Annotated in this window: 18 protein-coding genes; 3 read left to right on the forward strand and 15 right to left on the reverse strand. The window is 47.1% G+C overall.

Going from position 1 to position 20219, the window contains the following annotated elements; all coding sequences use genetic code 11:
• Nucleotides 1–125 precede the first annotated feature (125 nt).
• From AT864_RS02750 to AT864_RS02810, 13 genes are all read right to left on the reverse strand, one after another.
• Nucleotides 126–1016, reverse strand: a complete 891-nt coding sequence (locus AT864_RS02750) for a hypothetical protein (RefSeq protein WP_066146193.1) — start codon at nt 1014–1016, stop codon at nt 126–128.
• 110 nt (nt 1017–1126) lie between these two features.
• Complete coding sequence (locus AT864_RS02755; RefSeq protein ID WP_066146196.1) at nt 1127–1612, reverse strand: type II secretion system protein; 486 nt, start codon at nt 1610–1612, stop codon at nt 1127–1129.
• Nucleotides 1599–2366 (reverse strand): type II secretion system protein GspM, encoded by a 768-nt coding sequence (gene gspM, locus AT864_RS02760; protein WP_066146199.1) that lies wholly within the window; start codon nt 2364–2366, stop codon nt 1599–1601. Before gspM ends, AT864_RS02755 begins: the two co-directional genes overlap by 14 nt.
• The gene (locus AT864_RS02765; protein ID WP_066146202.1) at nt 2363–2986 is read right to left on the reverse strand and encodes a PilN domain-containing protein; all 624 of its coding nucleotides are present in this window, start codon (nt 2984–2986) and stop codon (nt 2363–2365) included. The genes gspM and AT864_RS02765 overlap by 4 nt, the downstream gene beginning before the upstream one ends.
• A complete protein-coding gene (pilM, locus tag AT864_RS02770; RefSeq protein ID WP_066146204.1) occupies nt 2970–3938 on the reverse strand; it encodes a type IV pilus biogenesis protein PilM in 969 nt (322 codons plus the stop codon). The genes AT864_RS02765 and pilM overlap by 17 nt, the downstream gene beginning before the upstream one ends.
• A gap of 17 nt (nt 3939–3955) precedes the next feature.
• Complete coding sequence (locus AT864_RS02775) at nt 3956–4702, reverse strand: A24 family peptidase (protein ID WP_066146207.1); 747 nt, start codon at nt 4700–4702, stop codon at nt 3956–3958.
• A 14-nt stretch (nt 4703–4716) separates the two neighbouring features.
• Nucleotides 4717–5181 carry a prepilin-type N-terminal cleavage/methylation domain-containing protein gene (locus AT864_RS02780; RefSeq protein WP_066146210.1) on the reverse strand — a complete coding sequence of 155 codons (465 nt, stop codon included), beginning with the start codon at nt 5179–5181 and terminating at the stop codon, nt 4717–4719.
• 88 nt (nt 5182–5269) lie between these two features.
• Nucleotides 5270–6481 (reverse strand): type II secretion system F family protein, encoded by a 1212-nt coding sequence (locus AT864_RS02785; RefSeq protein WP_066146213.1) that lies wholly within the window; start codon nt 6479–6481, stop codon nt 5270–5272.
• 1 nt (nt 6482) lies between these two features.
• Complete coding sequence (locus AT864_RS02790; protein WP_044742922.1) at nt 6483–7526, reverse strand: type IV pilus twitching motility protein PilT; 1044 nt, start codon at nt 7524–7526, stop codon at nt 6483–6485.
• An 11-nt stretch (nt 7527–7537) separates the two neighbouring features.
• Nucleotides 7538–9202, reverse strand: coding sequence for a GspE/PulE family protein (locus AT864_RS02795; RefSeq protein ID WP_066146216.1), 1665 nt, complete (start codon nt 9200–9202; stop codon nt 7538–7540).
• A gap of 11 nt (nt 9203–9213) precedes the next feature.
• Nucleotides 9214–10533 carry a VanW family protein gene (locus AT864_RS02800; protein ID WP_066146219.1) on the reverse strand — a complete coding sequence of 440 codons (1320 nt, stop codon included), beginning with the start codon at nt 10531–10533 and terminating at the stop codon, nt 9214–9216.
• A gap of 19 nt (nt 10534–10552) precedes the next feature.
• On the reverse strand, nt 10553–11320 hold the full coding sequence (locus tag AT864_RS02805) for a PRC-barrel domain-containing protein (RefSeq protein ID WP_066146222.1): 768 nt from the start codon (nt 11318–11320) through the stop codon (nt 10553–10555).
• Nucleotides 11321–11342: 22 nt separating this feature from the next.
• Nucleotides 11343–12938: a hypothetical protein gene (locus AT864_RS02810; protein ID WP_066146225.1), complete on the reverse strand. Its 1596-nt coding sequence runs from the start codon at nt 12936–12938 to the stop codon at nt 11343–11345.
• Between the two features lie 114 nt (nt 12939–13052).
• Between AT864_RS02810 and AT864_RS02815 the strand changes: the two genes are divergently transcribed.
• Genes AT864_RS02815 through AT864_RS02825 form a run of 3 tightly spaced genes read left to right on the forward strand, consistent with a single transcriptional unit; the run spans nt 13053 to nt 15867 of the window.
• Nucleotides 13053–13661 (forward strand): prepilin-type N-terminal cleavage/methylation domain-containing protein, encoded by a 609-nt coding sequence (locus AT864_RS02815; RefSeq protein ID WP_044742927.1) that lies wholly within the window; start codon nt 13053–13055, stop codon nt 13659–13661.
• Nucleotides 13645–14220 carry a type II secretion system protein J gene (locus tag AT864_RS02820; RefSeq protein WP_044742928.1) on the forward strand — a complete coding sequence of 192 codons (576 nt, stop codon included), beginning with the start codon at nt 13645–13647 and terminating at the stop codon, nt 14218–14220. Before AT864_RS02815 ends, AT864_RS02820 begins: the two co-directional genes overlap by 17 nt.
• Before the next feature lie 15 nt (nt 14221–14235).
• A complete protein-coding gene (locus tag AT864_RS02825; RefSeq protein WP_066146228.1) occupies nt 14236–15867 on the forward strand; it encodes a hypothetical protein in 1632 nt (543 codons plus the stop codon).
• 11 nt (nt 15868–15878) lie between these two features.
• Here AT864_RS02825 and AT864_RS02830 read toward each other — a convergent pair whose 3' ends face one another.
• Together AT864_RS02830 and AT864_RS02835 are read right to left on the reverse strand one after the other, a co-directional pair.
• Nucleotides 15879–16727, reverse strand: coding sequence for an ankyrin repeat domain-containing protein (locus AT864_RS02830; RefSeq protein WP_066146231.1), 849 nt, complete (start codon nt 16725–16727; stop codon nt 15879–15881).
• A gap of 18 nt (nt 16728–16745) precedes the next feature.
• The gene (locus AT864_RS02835; protein ID WP_066146233.1) at nt 16746–20162 is read right to left on the reverse strand and encodes a DUF5057 domain-containing protein; all 3417 of its coding nucleotides are present in this window, start codon (nt 20160–20162) and stop codon (nt 16746–16748) included.
• Between the last annotated feature and the right edge of the window lie 57 nt (nt 20163–20219).

Here is a 20219-nt window from a genome sequence, read left to right on the forward strand (position 1 = left end):
ATGAAAAGTCGGAAGCCAGGCAAGTCTTTGTTTTATTTTATTCGCTCATAGAACAGTGACTGCCAATCATGGCAGAACTATTTTCAAGCAAAAAAAGCGGAGAGGCTGACCCGTCCGCTTTTCTGTCATTTTAATAGATCCAGCAGTTGCTGCTGCGTCTTCCATAACAAAGCATCATCCTTTTTCTCGCGATAGGCGATTAACGACAAATACGCATTCTCGATCGACTTCCATACTTGATCACTGGAGGCATCTGAAGCTTGCAGCTGTTTATATTTTTTTTGCAATGATTCCCACTGTCCATCACTCGCTTCTTTTTTCTCTAGCAATTGCACAGATAACGTCGCCAGCTCTTGATAAAATGATTGCCATGAGGAGTGTTTCACTCGCTGAACAGACATCGACTTGATATACGTATCGGCTCCCTTTTGCTTGTACAGGTCATTCAGAAGGCTAAGTGACGGCTTGTCTTTTCCCACACCAATGAATACGGATGTCGGATTTTTTCCAATTAAAACAGCTGGGAGATTAGAAGATTGCAGCTTTTGAGCATAGGCCTTTGCCGCTTTTTCGTCACTAAACACCCCTGCCTGAATGACGCTCACGATCAATGAGGCTGACGATGTTGACGTCGGTTCCGTTGAAGAAGGGGCTGTCTTTTCTTGAGATTGTGTTTGCTCTAGCGAAATAGCCGAGCCATTATCGTCCACCGAAGCGGTTTCTTTTGGTTTAGGAATGGCATAAAGAACGACCAAGCCAAAGCTTGTCCCGACGATGACAGCTAATAAAATCGCCAAAATGGCTGATTTGGCGCGCCCATGAGTGAAGCGTCCCCATGCCGCCCGTTTCGGTTTGCTGTTTTCGCCGGCGAAAGAGACAATCGGAGAAATGGAGAATTCCTCCTTCGTTGCACTGACCTCCGCTTCCGGCAATGGGAGGCTTGTCGATTTTTCCATCATAAATGACTGCTCTTTTCCATTGATCTTGACTTTTATTTCTTTGTCGTGCTTGTCCATGATTCTATCATCCCCGTTTCTTCCATTCTTTGCCCATCTTATCATACTGGAAACAAAAAAGAACAAGACATTTGTCGTCTTGTTCTCGAAGGTTTTCGCCAAATTTCGTTCTATCGAATATCGGTAATGAGCGAGACAGACAGCTCCTTCACCGGTATTTCCTCTTGCGTATCGCTGTAAGAACAAAGCTGCTTTGTTTCCCCCTTTAAACAAACCGAGTACTGAAGATGGCCATCCGCGCTTTTTCGGACGAGCACATAGGAAGGATTATGGTCTGTTGACAGCACGCGGCCGGTAAACGGATCGCGAACCGGCTCAAGCACACCGTCTGCGACAAGTTGCTTATACGTCAGTATTTCAGAAGTTTCAGGCGCTAAAAATTCGACATTTCCTGCGCTGACACGAAGACGGGCGGCTTCATAAAGAGCAAACGCGTTCGAAACGAACGCCTGCTGCCGCGATTTCTCCATGATATGAAACATGACAATGACGGCAATGGACGCAATGATTCCTAAAATCACGATCACTGCCAGCAATTCTATTAACGTCATTCCCCGGTTTGCCCGCAGCAGGCGCAAATGCTTATCGTTCCTCATCGCCATCATCCGGCAGCAGTTCAGTCAATGGATTCCGCTTTCCGCTTGGGGAAGGAACGTCAAGCGGCGGTGTTTGTTTTTGCAGTTTCGCTAATCCAGGATGGTAAAAAGCGCTGATCGTCAATGAGTAGGTTAACGGCTCGGTCTGTGTGTCAATCGATGTCAGCTCTGGATTTCCCGAAAAAGATAGCGTTTCAACAGAAACAATGCGGTCAAGCTTCTCAAGCGTTTGTAAAAACCTTTCCAAATGATAGTAAGACGGGGATTGCACCGTAAGCTGAGCCGTTACTTTTTTTAATCCTTGCGGCAAAGAAGGGGCAGCAGAATCCGTTTTCTGAGCTGCCGATTGCTCCTTTGTACGGGCCTGTGTTCCATTTTCTTGCCCCTGTGCGCTATCGGCTGGTGGCTGCCCATTGACATCCGCTTCTTCATTAAAAGACATGCCGGAAATCAAACTGTCCGACAGAACCTCCGCTTTTTCTAAATCAAGGATCAGCTGCTCCACGAGCGGTTTGACGGGCACTTTTTTTTGCATTTCAACCACGCTGGCTGTCCGGTCCGTCTGTTGCTGCTCCGCTTGCGTCTGCATCGTAGCGAGCAGCTTCTTTTCATTTTCAACCGTCGTTCTTAACTCCTCGAGGTGGCTGTAAAGCGGCTTCAGCGTGTAAAAATAAAGCAGGACGACAGATGTGCCGACAAGCACCAGTGCCAAAAGCGAAACTAGCAGCTGGCGCTTCGAAAAACGGACGATCATGGTTGATTCTCCTTTTCGTCTTTTAGAGCCTCTTTATTGATTCGCAGCTCATATTGCGCAAGATAGCGAGGCGCGATTTTCTTTCCTTCGGCTGCATCCGCAGCCTCCTCTGGACTGCTGTCTGCCGATCCATTGTCTCCTTGATTGGAGGCCGCAACGCTTTTGAGTTGCACGTTTGCCACAAACGGCGCATCCGACAAACGCTTTAAATAATAAGCCGCATCTTCACTCGTATCGAACTGCACGGTGATCGATACGGTTGTGTCCTCCGCATAGGAGAAATTCATGAGAAACCCGCGCTCCGGCAAAAGCTTGGCCATATTTTGCAAAAGAAGGACCGTTTTCAATGGATATTGCTTTGCCCACTCCACCGTCTTTTGCAATTCTTCCACCTCTTGCACCGGTTCTGCATCAGCAAGCTTTTGCTGCTCGGCCGCTTCAAGAGCGCGCGTTTGCTTTAATTCCTGCGTAAGCTGATTCATTTCCGACTCCGCTTTTTGCACGGACCAATAAAAAAACGCGCCTGCCGCCGCGAGCACCGCAAGCAGCAATATAGCCACAATCAGAAATACGGCATTTTTCGGTTCTTTCTTTGGCAATAAATTAACGTCGATGAGCATAGTTCGTTCCCTCTTTTAATCCAAGTCCCCACGCCAAATGATAGCGCGAGTCAACGGCTGCCGCGAGCGATGGCGACAGCTGCTCGACAGGAACATCAAAACGTTCCTGCATCGACTGATAAATTTGCGGTAAATAACGATGATCCCCTGTCAATAGCAGCCGGTTAATTTGTTCCTTTCCTTGCTGAATCGAAAAGTGATAAAAGCTCATAACACGTTCAATTTCTTTATATACGTCCTCAAACGGCTGAAACATTTCCTCTATACGCACTGGAGAAGCGGACGCAGCTTCCTCAAGCGGCTCAAATAGCAGCTGGCGCATAAAAATCGGAATATGGCGGTGAAAGGCGCTAACATTCACGGCGGTTTCATCCATTTGCACGATGAGCAAATGATCGTTCTCCTTCACCTGATCCGCCGCATAAAACAAGCGGTAAACACACAGCGGCGAAACATCCGCCGCAATCGGCCGAAGCTTGACCTTTTCTAAAAGCCGGGCATAATGGGCCACAAGCTCCTCAGGGGCGGCAAACAATAAAATGGTCCACTTTTCATCCGTATGCTCTAAAATCGTGAAGTCAAACACCGGATCCTCAAACGGCAAATGAATCGTCACTCCAAGCTCCATAAATAAATAGCCACGAATTTCATCCTCCTGCAAATCATGCGGCAGAAAAATGCGCCGAATGACGGCAACGGCATCGGGGACAACAAAGCGGATGCGGCGGTTTTTCAGCTTCCATTCCTGCACGCATTCTTCCAAAATCATTTCAAGTGTTTCCTCATCTTGTATTTTTCCGTCCTGAATCAGCCCGCTTGGAAGCTCGCGTTCGCCCCATTTATGAATGGAAAACGGATCGGAAGGCTTCGCTTCCACGTAGCGGATCACATGATCCTTGATGATCATATTCGCGATTTTATGGCGCCATTTTAAAAGCTTTAACATATCCATGCTGTTCCCCTCATCACTTAAAAGAAAATCAATTGCTTATACCATTCCACGATTTCGTGTCCAAAAAAATAAACCGTCAACGTTCCGAGCGCAATATAAGGGCCAAATGGCATCGGCTGGCCGCGGCGGACTTTGCCGAGCGCCATTCCAATCAAACCGAATACCGTCCCATAAAGCGTTGAGATGAAAAACGCCAAAAGCACCATTTTCCATCCGACAACAAAGCCGATCAAAGCAAATAGCTTAATATCGCCGCCACCCATCCCGCCACGGCTGGCAACGGCGACAAGCAGCAGAACAACAAAGCCGGTGAACGCGCCAACCAGCGAATCCCACCACGGCGAAAGCGGGAGCAGGGCGCGCTCGATAAGAAAAAGAACGGCAAACACCAGTAAAACGCGATCAGGAATCATCATATAGCGAAGATCGGAAACGATGATAATCATAAACAGAGAAATGAGCGTCCAGCTCACCAACAATTCGGCCGACCATCCTAAAACAAGCGGTGAAAGCGTAAAAAGACAAGCGGTCAGCCATTCCATCAGCAGATAAAGCGGCGAAATGCGCGCGCCGCAGCCGCGGCATCTTCCCATCTGCACAAGATAAGAAACGACCGGAATCAGCTCCCAAGCCGTCAGCGTGCGCTGGCAGCTCGGACAATGCGAACGGGGCTTCACAATCGATTCCCCCACCGGCACGCGAAGACCGACGACGTTAAAGAAAGAGCCGAGGAGGAGGGAGTATACAGCGATAATAAGATACATAATGCCATTCATCTTTATTCTTTAGTAGCATCTAAAGAAACATCATCTCTAACAATTTTATTTTTATTATCTGTGCTAATATAATACTTTGCACCCGTACCTGTTGCTTTCAGTTTAATCTCGTAGTAAGCTGGAGATGCGTTCTGACCTGTTGTTGCTGGAACAAAAGTCACAGTTGAGCCAGTAGGGTCATACTCCCCCTTATTTCCAGGTGATTTTGGGATAGATTCTAAAAAGCCACCGTCAACTAAATCTTGTAATGTCCACTCATTATCGCCAGATGTGTCCTGCGTTTTTGCCAAACGAGCCGCGTTGATAATTTGTTCAGCATTGGCGATATGAGCGTCTTTCTTTGAGTTATCAATAATAGCTCCAATTGTCGGAATCGCAATCGCTGCGATAATTCCTAAAATGACGATGACCGCCAGCAATTCGATAAGCGTTAACCCGCGCTCGTTTTTTAACCACCGCTTTAACATATTTACCTCTCCCTTTCTTTCAATGTATAAGTCTTTCTATCTACTATTTTACAGGATTTATAAGTTCAATGGAAACAAATTCTTATGTTTATTGCTGGATATGATTGAAAATATCATACATTGGGACGATAATGGAGGTGACAATCGTTCCAACGATACCCGCCAAAAGAACGATCATCAGCGGCTCAATCAGCGATTTGAGACGGTCGGTCCCGACATCGACCTCCGCTTCGTAAAAATCAGCGACTTTGCTGAGCATGGCATCAAGAGCCCCGGTTTGTTCGCCGATCGCAATCATTTGGGTCACAAGCGGCGGAAACGCCCAATGATTTTTCATCGGTTCCGTCAGCGATTGCCCACGCTCCAACGCATCGCGCGCTTCTTTGACCACCTTCGCAATGACCTCGTTTTCAATCACCTTTTCCACGATCGACAGCGCCTGCAAAATGGGCACAGAGCTTGAAAACAGCGAGCTGAGCGTGCGCGTCATCCGCGCCAGCGCCGCCTTTTGCATGAGCTTCCCGAAAATCGGCAGCCGAAGCAGCACATAATCGATATAATATTTGCTTGTTTTTCGCTTGTTTAGCGCGGAAAAAAGCAAATATACTCCGACAAGCGCAAGCGCGACAAGCCACCAATACACTTGCATGACCTCGCTCGCTTTGAGCACAAATTTGGTGATCGCCGGCAGCTCGGCATGAAAATCGGCAAACATTTGCACAAATGTCGGCACAACGCCGATCAGCAAAAAAATGACAACCGCTAGGGCGATGATGGCGACCGCAATCGGATAGGCTAAAGCCGATATCATTTTTTGCCGCGTCCGATGCATTTTTTCGAAATGATCGGCAAGCCGTTCCAGGGTCTCGTCCATATTTCCGCCCGCTTCGCCCGCTCTCATCATATTGACAAACATCGGCGGAAACACGCGCGGATGTTTGGCCGTTGCCGCTGATAACGGGTTGCCGGCGCGCAGCTCTTCCTCCACATCAAGGAGCGCTTTTTTTAATAATTTGCTGTCTGTTTGGTTCGCCAAAATGTTCGTGGAATCGACGACCGACACCCCTGCTTTGAGCAGGGTGGCAAATTGCCGCAAGTAAAGGGAAAAATCCTGCAGCTTCACTTTTTGGCCAAAGGTGATTTCCTTTGTCCAAAGCGTCGCCGGCACCTCTTGAATTTCAACGACCTTCACGCCCTTTTGCCGAAGCTTCATCACAGCCTCTCGCTTCGACGGGCTCGTAATGGTTCCACTTTGCCGCTTCCCTTTGATATCGCGGCCTTGATATTGAAATTGCGGCATGTTATTCGCCCCGCTCCTCTCTCAAATACGGCTCGGCGGCCTCCTTCGCAATCATTCCCGCCTGCAGCCGCTCTCTAATGCTCGCTGCGAGCGTATGCATCCCTAATGCCCGGCTTGTCTGCATCACATTGACGATTTGGTGGACCTTCTCATTGCGAATTAAATTCGCCACCGCCGCGCTGTTCAGCAGCACTTCTGTCACAGCCACCCGCCCCGTTTTTTGCACATTCGGAAACAGACGCTGTGAAATTACTGCCACTAGAACGGACGCAAGCTGAATGCGGATTTGCGCCTGCTGCGCAGGCGGAAAGACATCGATGATGCGGTCAATCGTCGCCGGAGCATTCGACGTATGAAGCGTGCCGAGAACAAGATGGCCCGTTTCCGCTGCGGTAATCGCCGTGTGGATCGTTTCGAGATCGCGCATTTCGCCGACTAAAATCACATCCGGATCTTGGCGCAGCGCTGCGCGCAATCCGTTGGCAAAACTGTTCGTATCAAATCCGACCTCGCGCTGGTCAATAATGCAGCCGCCATGCTTATGCAAATATTCAATCGGATCTTCAAGCGTAATAATGTGCTTCCTCATCGTTTTGTTCATGTAGTCAATCATCGCCGCTAGCGTTGTCGATTTTCCGCTGCCGGTCGGTCCCGTGACCAGGACGAGCCCTTGAGGCTTGGCGGCAACCTGCTTGAGCACCTCGGGAAGCTTTAATTCATCAATCGTTGGAATTCTTGTTGGAATGATGCGAATCGCCAGCGAAATACAGGAGCGCTGTTTAAATACATTCACGCGAAAGCGGGAAACCCCGGGAATTCCATAAGAAAAATCCAACTCCCCTTGTTCTTCAAACCGCGGCCATAATGTTTCGGAAATGATCGCTTTCGCTATTCCTTCCGTATCCTCGGGACGCAGCGCTTCCTGTCCGTATCGCTTTAACTCTCCATTTATGCGTATAATGGGCGGAACGCCCACCGTTAAATGAACATCGGAGGCCTTCGCTTCAAAAGCCGTCCGCAATAAACGGTCTAATCGTTGCTTCATCCTTCTCACCTTTAACTTAAAATCGCTACTTTCAGAACTTCTTCCAGTGTCGTCCATCCTTGCTTCACTTTGAATAAACCGTCGTCAATCAAAAAAATCATCTTATTTTTGACCGCCAGCTCACGCAGCTTGGATAACGGTTCATGATTTAAAATGACCCGCCGCATGTCATCGGTCATGACCAATAATTCATGAATGGCCATTCTTCCTTTATAGCCTGTCATATTGCATGTTGGACAGCCGCGGCCGCGAACTAATTTTTCGATTTTCATGCCGCGCCGCGCAAAAATCTCGACTTCCCGCTTCGTCGGCGCCTGTTCCTCTTGGCAGTCGCGGCAAACGCGGCGGACAAGCCGCTGCGAAACCACGCCCGCAAGCGATGTCGCAACAAGAAACGGTTCAATTCCCATATCGATAAGCCGAGTGATGGTACTTAGCGCGTCATTTGTATGCAAGGTGCTTAATACGAGATGTCCTGTTAATGAAGCACGAATCGCTACTTCGGCCGTTTCGCGGTCGCGAATTTCGCCCACCATAATGATGTTTGGGTCTTGGCGCAAAATGGAGCGCAGTCCGTTGGCAAAGGTGAGCCCGACATTCGGGTTCACTTGGATTTGATTGATCCCTTCAAGCTGATATTCAACTGGGTCCTCAATCGTGATAATATTGACCTCCTCATTGTTTAAGCGATTTAACGCCGCATACAAAGTCGAAGATTTTCCTGATCCTGTCGGCCCTGTAATTAACACGATGCCTGTCGGCCGTTCAATCAGTTCAATAAAGCGCTGCAAATTCAGCCGATTAAATCCAAGCTTATGAATATCGTTTAACGCTGCGCCTAAATCAAGAACGCGCATGACCATTTTTTCGCCATAGACGGTCGGCAGCGTTGAAACACGCAAATCAACGGGGTGAAAATCTATATTCATTTTAATCCGTCCGTCCTGTGGAACGCGATGCTCGGTTATATCCATATTTGCCAATATTTTTATTCTCGCTGTTAAGACGCTCTGCATATGCTTAGGAAGCGCGCGGTCGGTGCGCAGCACTCCATCAATCCGATAGCGGATTAGCACTTTCGTTTCTTGAGGATCGATATGAATATCGCTCGCCCGCTGCTCAACGGCCAGCTGCAATATTTGATTCACAAGCCGGACAATCGGCGAATCTTCTTCAGCCGCTCGCTCCTCTTCCATTGCATCTTGAGTGGAGGCCAGCTGCAAAAAATCTTCAATCGATTCATCCATATCATAATATTTATTGACAGCTCGCAAAATATCGTCCTTGGAGGCAATGGCGGTTTCAATATGAAATCCTGTTGAGAGCCGCAAATCATCAATCACAAAAAAATCCATCGGATCAGCCATTGCCACAAGCAGACGATCCCCATCAATCTTAAGAGGCATGACCATATGGCGTTTCGCAAACTCCTTCGCCACGAGATTCGTCAGCTTCGGATCAATCGGATAGCGATATAAACTGACATGCGGAATGCCAAGCTGGAATTCCAGCACTTCGATGAGCTGCTGTTCGGTAATATAGCCGCGCTGCAGCAGCGCATCTCCCAGCTTCTGGCCAGGCGCCTTCTCCTTCAACGCTTCCTCCAGCTGCGCTTGGGTAATTAGCCCGGCTTCTACTAATAAATCTCCTAGCCGCTTCCGTTCTTGCTTTTTCATGCTCATCATCCCTACTTTTCATACGGCGTGTTCTCATTTTGCTCATCGGCCGTTTTTGGAGTTTGTTCACTTGGATTTTGGCTGTTTTCCGTTTGTTCTTGTTCCTTTTCGTTTGCTGGCTGCTGTTGCTGTCCGCTTTGTAGAGCGCCATTTGCCCCTTGATCGGCTGCATCTTGCGGTAAATCATCTCCAAGCTCCAACCCGCGGACTTCAATGGCATAAACTGGCGGATAAAAATCTTCGGAAACCTCTTTTGCTTCGATCAATTGATTGGTTTCGTCATATACTTCCTTTTTCACTTTAACAAGCATTCCTTGCTGGCCTTGCTGTTTCATTTGACGTTCATTTGGTTTGAAACGCGAGCTATATTGCACAATGGTTTTCGGTGCAAAATATTCGATGTCCCCCACTTTTATCACATATTTATAAGCAAATGGAAGCCCCATCAGCGTCACGCGAAAGCCGCTGCCCGTTTGCTGAAATTTCAAAGTATACGAATTGATATTCGGATTATAAAAGGAGAAGTCACGGTTCTCTTTATCTACTTTTGCTTCATAGCCAATCGGAATGCCGTTTGGCAAGCTGCGGCTCGTATGGCGCTCGACAATGGTAAAGTTCGTCGGCAAAACCGCCTGATAAATAGCGGAAGCAAGAAGACTCATTCCATCTGGAGATAGGCTTCTTTGTAAATAAGCCGTGAGTGAAAAAACACTTTTCCCTTTCACTTCGATGGTTGGATGGTCGGCAATCCATGCGGTTATTTCCGCGCGTTGCTTGCCTAAGTCGCTTATCACCGCTTCGCTCACCTGCATAGTTTCCGCCGTTTTCTGAGAATCTACATAGCGGGCCAGATCGATCGCCGGAGGATTAGCCGGCAGTTGGGAGGCCACAGCAGCGATATCTTTCTCCAATTGTTTGCGATTGAGCGAAGACAATAAGGCCGGGGCTACAAGTTTCTCAATAAAGGGTGAAAGCGACTCGCCGTTCATTTGTACAATAAGTGGTGACGCTTGTCCGTCCACAGCTTGATCGACGCTTTTTTCAACTTGGAATGAAAATAATGACAAAGGAATCGTTTCTGTCTTTTCTTGATACGCGATTTTTATATTGGCAGAATCTCTCCACTGATTCACTTTCTCCGCGATTCGCTGAACCGCCTCTTCTTTGGATAAATTGGCAAGTAGCACTGGTCCAACCATCGTATTCGCAGCAAACGTTTCTTTGACAAAATAGGATGAATAGACAAACGGAGCCGCTTGTGCAAAACTAATGAAATAGACCGTGCAAGCGCCGATGACTAAAAACAGCTTAACCCCAGCTAATGGCCGCACAATCGAAAGCCTCCTTTTCTTATGCATCCACATTCATTGATAAATCGATCATCACACTTGGCCCTTCCGTTTGTGCCTTGACAATATGCTCAGCGGTTAAAATCGTTCCGGCTTTGATTAAAATGTGGCCATTAAGATCGAAAATATCCTTTTTCACACGCTTGCCCTGCAATAGCTCCATTTGTTTTTCCCGCAGCGCTTTTAGCGCATTCTGTTCCTTTATTTCTTCTATTGCGGCTGTTTCCGCCTCGGCCTCGTTTGCCTCATGGATCGGCGCTTCTATTTTTTCAGCCAGCATGTCCGCATCATCAAGCAAAGAATCCGGAGCAGTTTCGCTGACAATTAAAATATCCTTTCCATACGTGAGTACCCATTCAGAAGACAGAATCGCCTGACGCCCCTCTGTTTGCAAGTGGATGCCCATAATTTCTCCCGTTTCGTCATTGATGAAAAATTCCGTTACCTCGCCAAGCAATTCTCCTTTTCTGGTCATGGCCTTTGTATTTTTAATTCGGATTTGTTTGTTGACGAGCTGGTTGGCAATCGGGATTTCCGCCAGATCAATCACCGCGCGATCATCCTCTACTGTTACTGCAAATTCGCCGATGCCGACGATTTTTTTAAACGGAATCGCCTTTAAGCCAAACGCCACATCCTCTTGTTCAATCGTTAAAAAGTCGACAGATCCTTTTTCAGGATTGATGATGAGCAATTTGACCGTTCCGATTTGTCCTCCATCTGCAATGCTTATAATCGGCAGTCCTATGATTTGAGCACTAGTTTTCATCTCTTCTCTTCACCACACCTGTTCATTTATAATCGTTCATTTTCTGAGCAAAAAAGCGAATTTCTTCCAGTAAAATCGGGTAAGAGGAAAATCTCTCCCGCAAATGGTCAAGCCACGAGGCTAGTTTCTCGTATTCTTTTTCTTGCAAATAATGCTCCACGAGCAGACGCGCCAACAAATAATACTCTTGATCCGCGAGCGGCCGCTGCAGACATTGCAAAATTTGCTGTTCATACTCATCCTTGTTCAACTGATGGCGAATGAGCAGCCATTCGTCCGCCAACGTCTGGATGATGCGGCTGCTTACCTTTCGTGCATCCGATGCCTCTGGGGATGCTGGATCAAGCGGCTCTGTATGCGGATGGGCTTCTCCCCATTCTTCTTGGATCATTGGGAAATCTTCAGCAAATGCTCGCTCTTCTTTGTCTTGTGAAGACCGCTCCGCTTCCTCTTGCAAGCCTTGCTGTTCAGAAGAAGCAGAAGACCAGCCGCCTGCAAAATCTGAACTTTTTTCTCGTAAAAACGACTCATCGTCAAGCGGTTCTTTTTCCGCCGCCACTCTCTCTGTTTCATTGTTCATGATCGCTTCCGGCTGATCTTGGGACATGTGTAGCCACGCATCGCCTGTGCTTGGATGTTTTCCCAGTTGCCCCCCATCCTCGATCATGTCTTCTACTGTTGTGAGATCAGCAACGAGCCATTCATCCTGCCACGTTGTATCCAGCGGGTTTAGCCAATCTGTTGCTCTCTCTTTGTCCGCTTCCTCACCGAAAAATATTTCCTCTTCCAGTTTCCCGCCTTCTCCAAACGCTCGCTCTTCTTCTACCTCATCGGGAAACAGCCCTCCGTCCCGATCATCTAGCTCCACATTCTCCACTGTTTCCTTTGATGGCTGTTCAGCTGCCCCCATCCATTCTTCCAGCTCTCCGTCTTTCCAAACAGGCCGAGCGTCCTGTTCGTGTGTGCTTGCCTCCTGATCAGCCAAAGCCCATGAATCTAGCGGCTCTGATTCCATCGGCAGCCGAGTCTCGACTTGGTCATTTCCCAATGGCCACTCTGGTAATTCACTTGCTGTTTCCCTCGATTTCTCTTTTTTATTTGCCTCCCCCTCAAGTCCCTCTTTTGGTTCCTCATCGTCAAACAGCCAATGATCCAGCTCCGCCTCTGTGCTGCTTGCAGTCTCTTTGCCCGTTATCAGCCCCTCTTCTATTTCTCTATCAGCAGGCGGCCAAACGGGAAATTCTTGTTCACGATCTGTTGACATCAAAAGTTCTTTCTCCCCATTCTCTCTCTCATCGACAGCTGGGGCTTTGGCCATCCTTTCTCTTTCCGTCTCGAATGCAAATAACTCGTCTTCATCCTCTTCCTTCGCAACGGCGTAAAGAAGGTGGCCAAAGCGCCGGTCAAGTAGATAGGTCGCTGCTAAAGCAAGCAGCAACAGCAGCAAGCACAGCTGCCAGAACGGAAACATAGGTGCAGCAGCGGCGGCCAAAAGCGCGAGCGACAAAGAAACGACAAGCGCTGCTGTTTTGCCGCTCCTGCTTAAACCAATGGGGAGCATCAATAACAAGGGAACAGCCACGACAAACGCAATCAATATAAAGAAAACCGACTTCAATGTTTCACCCCGTTTCTCGGTACAAGCTACGACAAATTTCCTAAAAATAAAACAATATTTTACTCTAACATATTGTATAATAAAGTTATATATTTTAAAAGAAGGGTGTGCCAAATGGGAAAAAAGAAATTCATTCCACCCTGTCACTCGGAAGGATTCACCTTAATTGAGGTGTTGGCATCCATTGTCATTTTGTCCGCAGCCGCCACAGGTATTTTTTTATTTTTTACCCATGCGATGAAATATACCGCATACAACCAAGATAAAACGGTAGCCATTAACGTCGCCCGCGGCGTGCTAGTATATATGGAGCACCTTGATTTTTCTTCGCTTAAACAATATGTGCAAGAAGAACAAAATAGTACAAATGAACCATATGCGACCATTGATGGATCCAAATGCCAACTATCGCTCTTTGAAGATCAACAAGTTTGCCGCGCGTTGCTGCAGCCGATGATTAATAATGTTCAATATAATGAACAACGCATTCGTGTATTTCTTATGCCTTATAATGACAGCAACCAATGGGAGGCCTTAAAAAAAGCGCCGCCACCTGAGTTCCCCCCCTCATTGCGGCAAAAGCTTCAAGAGGAAACCATTGAAAATGACGATTCCAATCTCCAAAACTATTTATTAAAAATCGTTGTCATTGTCCGCTGGGGAGACAGCTGGGAGCAGTCGGAGTGGCTTGAAGGAGTGGTGGCAAATGAAACCATTCGTTAAAAACAGCAGGGGATTATCGTTAGTCGAAGTGCTAGCTGCAGTGGCGATCTCTTCTTTCATCCTTGCTTCGATTTATGGTGTGCTGCTAAGCGGAATCAACGCCTATAAGCGGATCGGCATCGAAAACGAGCTGCGCAGCGAAGCCGACTATGTCGTGGCCATGATGATGAATCAGCTCTACCAATTTTCTCCTGATGGCATTGATACGATTGAGAGCAGCACCGTAAACGGCCAGCTTGTATTTGTCAATAATAAACAAAAAAATATTAATTCAGAGGTTGGTTGGGTCGAGGATCACACAACAGACCAAGGAGCCTTATTGAATATTGAGTTGAAAAATGATGCGCTGTTTATAAACGGCACGAAAATCAGCTCCGACCAGCTTCGCATTATTACAAACCAATCCCGCGTTTCATACAGCTGTGTGAAAGAAGAGGGAAGCATTTGCCGAAGCGGTGTTGTCACATTGATGCTTGCCGTTCAGGATCATGACCACGCCGATCCTAGCGATAGGCTTTACATCAAGCCCTTTACCTTGAAAACGGAATTTGGATTTTGATAAGGAAGTGAAACCATGAACGAGAAAGGCTATAGCTTAGTGCTCACGATGCTCGTTGTCACGATTTTTTTTATGCTTGGCTTGACGATTCTATCTGTCAGCTTGTATCAAGCGAACTTTACGAAAATTCGTGTGGAGGATGTCGAATCGCTTCATGAGGCGACCAAGTCCATTCAAGAAGCGATCGCCGAAATAAAAGTAAAGGTGGAAAATCTTCAACTGTCTACCCCTGCACAGCTTGACATGGATTTAGGCAATGCCCAAGCTGGATTTATTCACCAGGTAAGCGGACGGTATAAAGTATCCATTCAAGATCTGACAGAAATGAAAGAAATTGATCGCAGCAAGCTATTTACGCGAGTATACGTCATTTCCAAAACAGCAGGGAAGCGGACGGTATCGCGCCAGGTCATTATCACCAATACGCCTAGTTTTTTAAAATATGCGATCGGTTCGCGGCAGGATGTGACATTAAATGGCGGAGCCTATATTGACGGAAACATTTATGCCGGACGCGATTTTTATATGGCGAATGTCGCCAATTATATTTACAACTCGCAAATGTACAGCCAGCTTACTTCGTTTCCAACGACGAGCCCAACAAGCATTTTATTTGCCAACGGAAACCGCTATGTGTGCGAACAGTCAAACAGTGCGCCAGCCTGCTATCAGCCATCCTCAACAGGATTTACGAAAAGCGAGCTTTTTGCGGCTAATCCTTCCCTTCCGTTCCAGTACACAAGCCCATCCGTCCAAACAGAAGATGGGGAGTTTATCGATGTGGACTTCGATTTTACATTAAAAGATAAGCTATTAAGCGCCGCCGGCATTAACGCCTTTGATCCGGATCTAACTGCCCAGGCACAATATCAATCGCTTATCCAGCTTCCAGTTTCACGTCTATTAAGCGAATTAAAAAATCGCTTTACCGTTATTCATGACATCCAACAACTTCCATATACTGTAAATAATAGCAATCTATCGATTTTACTCGACGGATATTCTTCTGAATATTTGGATCTTAGTACCCTGGAGTTGAAGGAGAATCAATGGCTGATTATCAATGGGAACGCTTATTTGGAAAACAGCGGAGCCACAGAGCTTACCATAAAAGGAAATCTGATTATTTTAGGAAATTTGGCTGTTCGCGGAGCGGTCGCCTTCGATTCAACGATTTATGTTATGGGAAACACTTCGATTTATAATGCTACCATTTCTGGAATCAATGATAAAGAAGTCGTCTTATTGACCAAAGGCGAGTTGGAAATCGCCCGCATTAACGAGTTTCAAAATGAATTTTCATTGACAAAGCCCAATTTAAAAGGGTACTTCTATACGGACTCCAATGCGATTTTATATGCTGTCGGCTCTTATATTCATATTCAAGGCGGGATCTTTGCGCGGGGAACATCCTCTCTCATTCCTAATACCGATGCGAATGGCCTTGTTATTAACGCCTACCGCGGCTCTACGTCAGACACCGGCCGTAATATCGACTTCACCCAACCTTCGCTGCCAGAGAACCTGCAAGCGGAACAAGCAAGATTTGTTATTCATCACGATATGAATGTCTTTATTCATCGCGGCTTAGGGCTGCCGCTTGTGAAAAAACTAGCCGTTATTCCCGATCAGCTTGAAGTTAAATAAAAGGAGCTCGGTTACTGAGCTCCTTTTCGCTTTAATTGCTGAATAATTTTCTCATGATGCCAATAGGTGGCTAACGATAAAGCGGTGTTTCCGGTTTGATCTTTGACGCGCACATCGGCTCCGTGCTCTAAAAGCAGGGATACAAGCGGTTCATAACCGTACTCCGCTGCGATCATAAGCGCCGTTTTGCCAATTTTCGTTTGGGCATTGACATCGGCCCGTGCCTTTAGCAAATAGCGAACCGTTTCTAAGTAATTTCCGGCCACCGCTTGAAATAAAGCGGTTTCCCCTTCTTTGTCTGCATGGTCAATGTCCGCCCCGTGCTCATGTAAAAATTGAACGATTTCCGTCTGTCCGCTTTGCGCGGCGACCATTAACGGTGTCGTTCCGCTTTGATTGGCGGCATTGACGTCCGCTCCTTGTTGATAAAGAAGCCGAACCCATTCTAATTCGCCGCTGCCAGCGGCATAATGAAGCGGCGTATTGCCATCGCGATCGCGCTCTTTTGCCGTGCGCTGATTGGCCATCTTCTCGACAAGCTCGCCGTTTTGCTCAGCTCCTTGCGCAGAGGCCGCAACAATCACAAAACTAAGCGGAGGAAGCGGCATGTAAGCCGACTTCGCCCCCGCCTGCAAAAGCTCAAGAGCCACCTGTTTCTTGTTTTGCTGCATCGCGATATCGAGAGGGGATCCGTTTTTTGTCTTAAAATTGACATCCTTTTCCTCGGCAATATATTGCCTGACTGCTTGGATATCGCCCTTTTGAATCGCTTGAATCAATTGCTGCCGCTTTTCTTCCTTCGATGGAAAGCAGCCGCCTAATAACAATGCTATGAGCATGATGATCCATAGTTTTTTCACGCTGCTTCACATCCTTATCTAATACAGCCAGCCATTTTCGCCGCCATTTGAATGATCCGTGTGCTCGACGATGCGAATCGTGGTCGTCGCCGTCCAAACCTTACTGTTTTCATCCGTCACTTGAACGGTAAGCACCGTCTGTCCTAGTCGTTTGCCAGTAACTTCTCCGCTGTCATCGACGACCGCATAATAACTGTCCTCTACATGATATTCATAGCTTGTAATTGAAGTGGTCGCATTGGCTGGTATTTTCGCCAAATAAGCTCGCACGCTGAACGTTTTTCCTTTTTCGACCGTTATCGTTGACGGAAGCGAAATTCCGGTCAAGGGCACTCCCACATGAATGACAGCGGTTCCTTGAACTCCATTGTGGGCGGTCGCCGTAATCACCGCTGTTCCTGTACCCACACCAACCACTGTTCCGTTTTCATCCACTGTGGCAATGCTGGCATTGGATGATCTCCATTGAACCTGCTTATTTGTCGCGTTTTCCGGCAAAATCGTCACCTTCAAAGAAAGCTTGTCATGAAGATGGATGGAGGCCGTCGCTGGAAAAACAGTGACGCTCTCGACCGGAACGGCTCGAACTGTGACATTGACCGTCTTCTCCACCAGCTGATCGTCCGCATCAAAGGCTTTCGCGGTCAATGTGGTCACTCCTTCTGTTTTTCCGGTTATCGTCCCATTGATTTGATCGAGATCGGCATATCGATTATCGCCAATGGAATACGCAACGCTTTCCCTCGCATCCGCTGGTGTAACGGTGATCGGAATTGGTATGGTCTCTCCGACCCTAACCGTAAAATCGCTCATCTCGATCGAATCGACCGGAATGCGGACGATCGCTTTTGTTTTTGCCGTTCGTTCATTGCCAAATGCGTCTTTCACTTTCACCGTTACTTCCGCACTTCCTTTATTGATCGCGGTAAGCACTCCCATTTTGTCCACTGATACGATCGATCCATTGCTAGCTTCGCTCCATTCTATCGATGCGACGGTAGCGTTTTGCGGCGAAATGCTCAAAAGCAGGTTTAAATTTTTCGGTACGCCGCGATTGATAAAGACGGTATCAGGAAGTGAGACACTGGTGATTTCATAATCAGACACAAAGCGCAGCGGATTAAAGGACAAATTCGCTGTCTGGCCATTCAAATCTTGATACGATAAAGTAGCTTGCTGCAGCGAAAACTCCCCTTTTTTCGTCGGCGTTAGCTGAATGGCAAAGGTCTGCTGAGGCGCTGTAAAGAGCGAGCCATTCTGCTGATACGAAATGTCCGGCAATTTTCCTGTAATCGTATACCCCTGATCGATGCTTCCTTGTTTCGTAAAGCCGTTTGGAAGCGAGGTCACCTCCACGCCAGCCGGCAGCTTTTCTTGAAACTGAATATTGGTGACGGTTAACGGCGAGTTAGTCGTTAAGGAAAGCTGTTTTGGGTTCAGCGTATACTCCACTGTCACGCTGCGATCAACAGGAGTCAGCGTCGCTGTAATGGAGCGGCTCACCTCAAGATTGGCGGTCACCCTTTGAATGGTTACTTGAAACTCCTTCGTCACTTTGGCTCCTTTTGCGTCTGTTACTTCAATTTTGATAGTCGCTTTCCCACCGTTCGGCATTTGATGAGGAATCGACTGAATGACTGTCGTTCCGTTTGGCACAAGGCTGTTCGAATATACTTCGTTTCCGTTCAGCCATACTTTTGTGGCCAGCGTGCGGTCCGTTAAATCCAAATCTTCCACCTTATAAGACAGCTCAATCTTTTGATTGCTCGGAATTTCCTCCGTCTCCCGTGGGGTAAACACGGTCAGCTGCGGTGCATGATTGGAACCGAAAAAGGCGCGATACATTGTATTGACGAACAGCTTTTGCTCATCGTCTGGGAAGCCAGCCGATGTGCCGACATGCCCCGTTCCCGAATAGGTCACATTTCCTTTCGAATACGTATAGTAATGGTTCCAGCTGTCATACACATCGCGATTGGACCCGACGATGTTATACCAAGGAATGACCGAGCTGTCTTCGAGATCGAGCGTATAATATTGATTGTGCGTCGTGGCCACTGTAATGTTGTCAGCAAGCTGAAACGGATAGTCGGTGATTAAGCCGCTGTTCACCCTTTTCGTGCTTGTCGACGTATTCGGCGCTCCGTTTCCTAAATCCGTTTGCGGCTGAATTTGGCCGACAATGGGTCCGAATTCATTCACCCAAACGTTATTTTTTCCAAACATAATATCATGAGTAAACATGACACTTTGTCCTGTCGCAATAAAATTCTTCACAGACTGGACCGCATTCGCGTTTAAGTTGATGGGATTGTTACAGCCGTTATAACAATCGGCAAATCCGAAAATAATCATATCGTACTTGCCATTGATCACTTCATGAGAGTAATTCGGTTCATATTGCCGGCTTTTTTGAAAGTCGCTTAATGTTGTCACATCGATCGAAATTTCATATTCATTCGTCCGCTTTAAATAGGACTGGTTCATGTTTTTGCTGTTTAGAAGCGAGCTGGCATCATTTCCGCTGCGGATTTGCAGCACGTTAATTTTAGGGACGACATCCTGAAATTTGACATATCCTTTTTCATAGTCCTTCAGTGCTGTAGCCTCGTCAACGACTTCCAGCTTCCAGTAGCGCACGCCGGAAAATCCGGCTGGAAACGTGTAAGAAATCGTGCCTGACTGACTCTTGACTTCCTTAGAAGCCACAATTTCTTCATTCGTATATTGATCGTTAAAATCAGAATCAATATACAAATTAACAGTAAGCAGCTTATTTGAAAAGCGTTGGTAATTGACAATCTGGTAAGAAAAGGTGATGCTGTCTCCTTTTTTAAATACTTGCGTGGATGATGGGGCGCTTGTCACCTGGACGCGCGGACGGCCCGCCCGGTTCGCTAAATAATTGGCGAGACCGGTTTGATTTTGGAACACAATCACGTTGCTGGCCGTGTTTGCTCGATACTGCTTAAACTGTTGGTACAATTTACTGTCGGTATATTTGAATACGTCTTGATGCAGAAACACGGGCAACCCTTTATCAATATAAAACTGTTTGATTTGCTGCGCGCGTAAATTGGTTATATCGTTCATCACGTCTCTCGTATCATGGGCACGGGCTCGCTGCGAAGAACTGGAGTCTGGTGATGACTTGACGGAAGCAGGACTATAATCTCCTTTTGAAATCACAATCGCGTCGTATTTGCCATCCAGTTCATCGCGCAGCGCCACAAATCGCTTCATCGTCATCGTCGTGATGTTAATATCTTGGCGACTGCCGATTTCCTGCTGTAAAGGCGATGGAGAAGATAATTGACTTACAATCTCCAACACTTCAAACGAATTGGTGCTTGCGGCAGCATGTTTTACAAAGCTTGCCGGAAAAAACGGAAGCAGCAGCAACACCGACAAAAGTACCAAAAATGACCTTTTCACAGCAATCCCCCCTCCCAAAGTCCCATTTTCTTTATTATAACAGCAATCATAGCTATA

Source organism: Anoxybacillus sp. P3H1B (assembly GCF_001560855.1).
GTDB classification, from domain to species: domain Bacteria; phylum Bacillota; class Bacilli; order Bacillales; family Anoxybacillaceae; genus Anoxybacteroides; species Anoxybacteroides rupiense.

Coding starts and splice junctions, on each gene's coding strand:
- AT864_RS02755 (WP_066146196.1), bottom strand. CDS start 1,612: ATGAGGAACGATAAGCATTTGCGCCTGCTGCGGGCAAACCGGGGAATG.
- AT864_RS02775 (WP_066146207.1), bottom strand. CDS start 4,702: ATGTATCTTATTATCGCTGTATACTCCCTCCTCCTCGGCTCTTTCTTT.
- AT864_RS02825 (WP_066146228.1), top strand. CDS start 14,236: ATGAACGAGAAAGGCTATAGCTTAGTGCTCACGATGCTCGTTGTCACG.
- AT864_RS02790 (WP_044742922.1), bottom strand. CDS start 7,526: ATGAAGCAACGATTAGACCGTTTATTGCGGACGGCTTTTGAAGCGAAG.
- AT864_RS02750 (WP_066146193.1), bottom strand. CDS start 1,016: ATGGACAAGCACGACAAAGAAATAAAAGTCAAGATCAATGGAAAAGAG.
- pilM (WP_066146204.1), bottom strand. CDS start 3,938: ATGGATATGTTAAAGCTTTTAAAATGGCGCCATAAAATCGCGAATATG.
- AT864_RS02765 (WP_066146202.1), bottom strand. CDS start 2,986: ATGCTCATCGACGTTAATTTATTGCCAAAGAAAGAACCGAAAAATGCC.
- AT864_RS02820 (WP_044742928.1), top strand. CDS start 13,645: ATGAAACCATTCGTTAAAAACAGCAGGGGATTATCGTTAGTCGAAGTG.
- AT864_RS02785 (WP_066146213.1), bottom strand. CDS start 6,481: ATGCCGCAATTTCAATATCAAGGCCGCGATATCAAAGGGAAGCGGCAA.
- AT864_RS02805 (WP_066146222.1), bottom strand. CDS start 11,320: ATGAAAACTAGTGCTCAAATCATAGGACTGCCGATTATAAGCATTGCA.
- AT864_RS02795 (WP_066146216.1), bottom strand. CDS start 9,202: ATGAAAAAGCAAGAACGGAAGCGGCTAGGAGATTTATTAGTAGAAGCC.
- AT864_RS02780 (WP_066146210.1), bottom strand. CDS start 5,181: ATGTTAAAGCGGTGGTTAAAAAACGAGCGCGGGTTAACGCTTATCGAA.
- AT864_RS02815 (WP_044742927.1), top strand. CDS start 13,053: ATGGGAAAAAAGAAATTCATTCCACCCTGTCACTCGGAAGGATTCACC.
- gspM (WP_066146199.1), bottom strand. CDS start 2,366: ATGATCGTCCGTTTTTCGAAGCGCCAGCTGCTAGTTTCGCTTTTGGCA.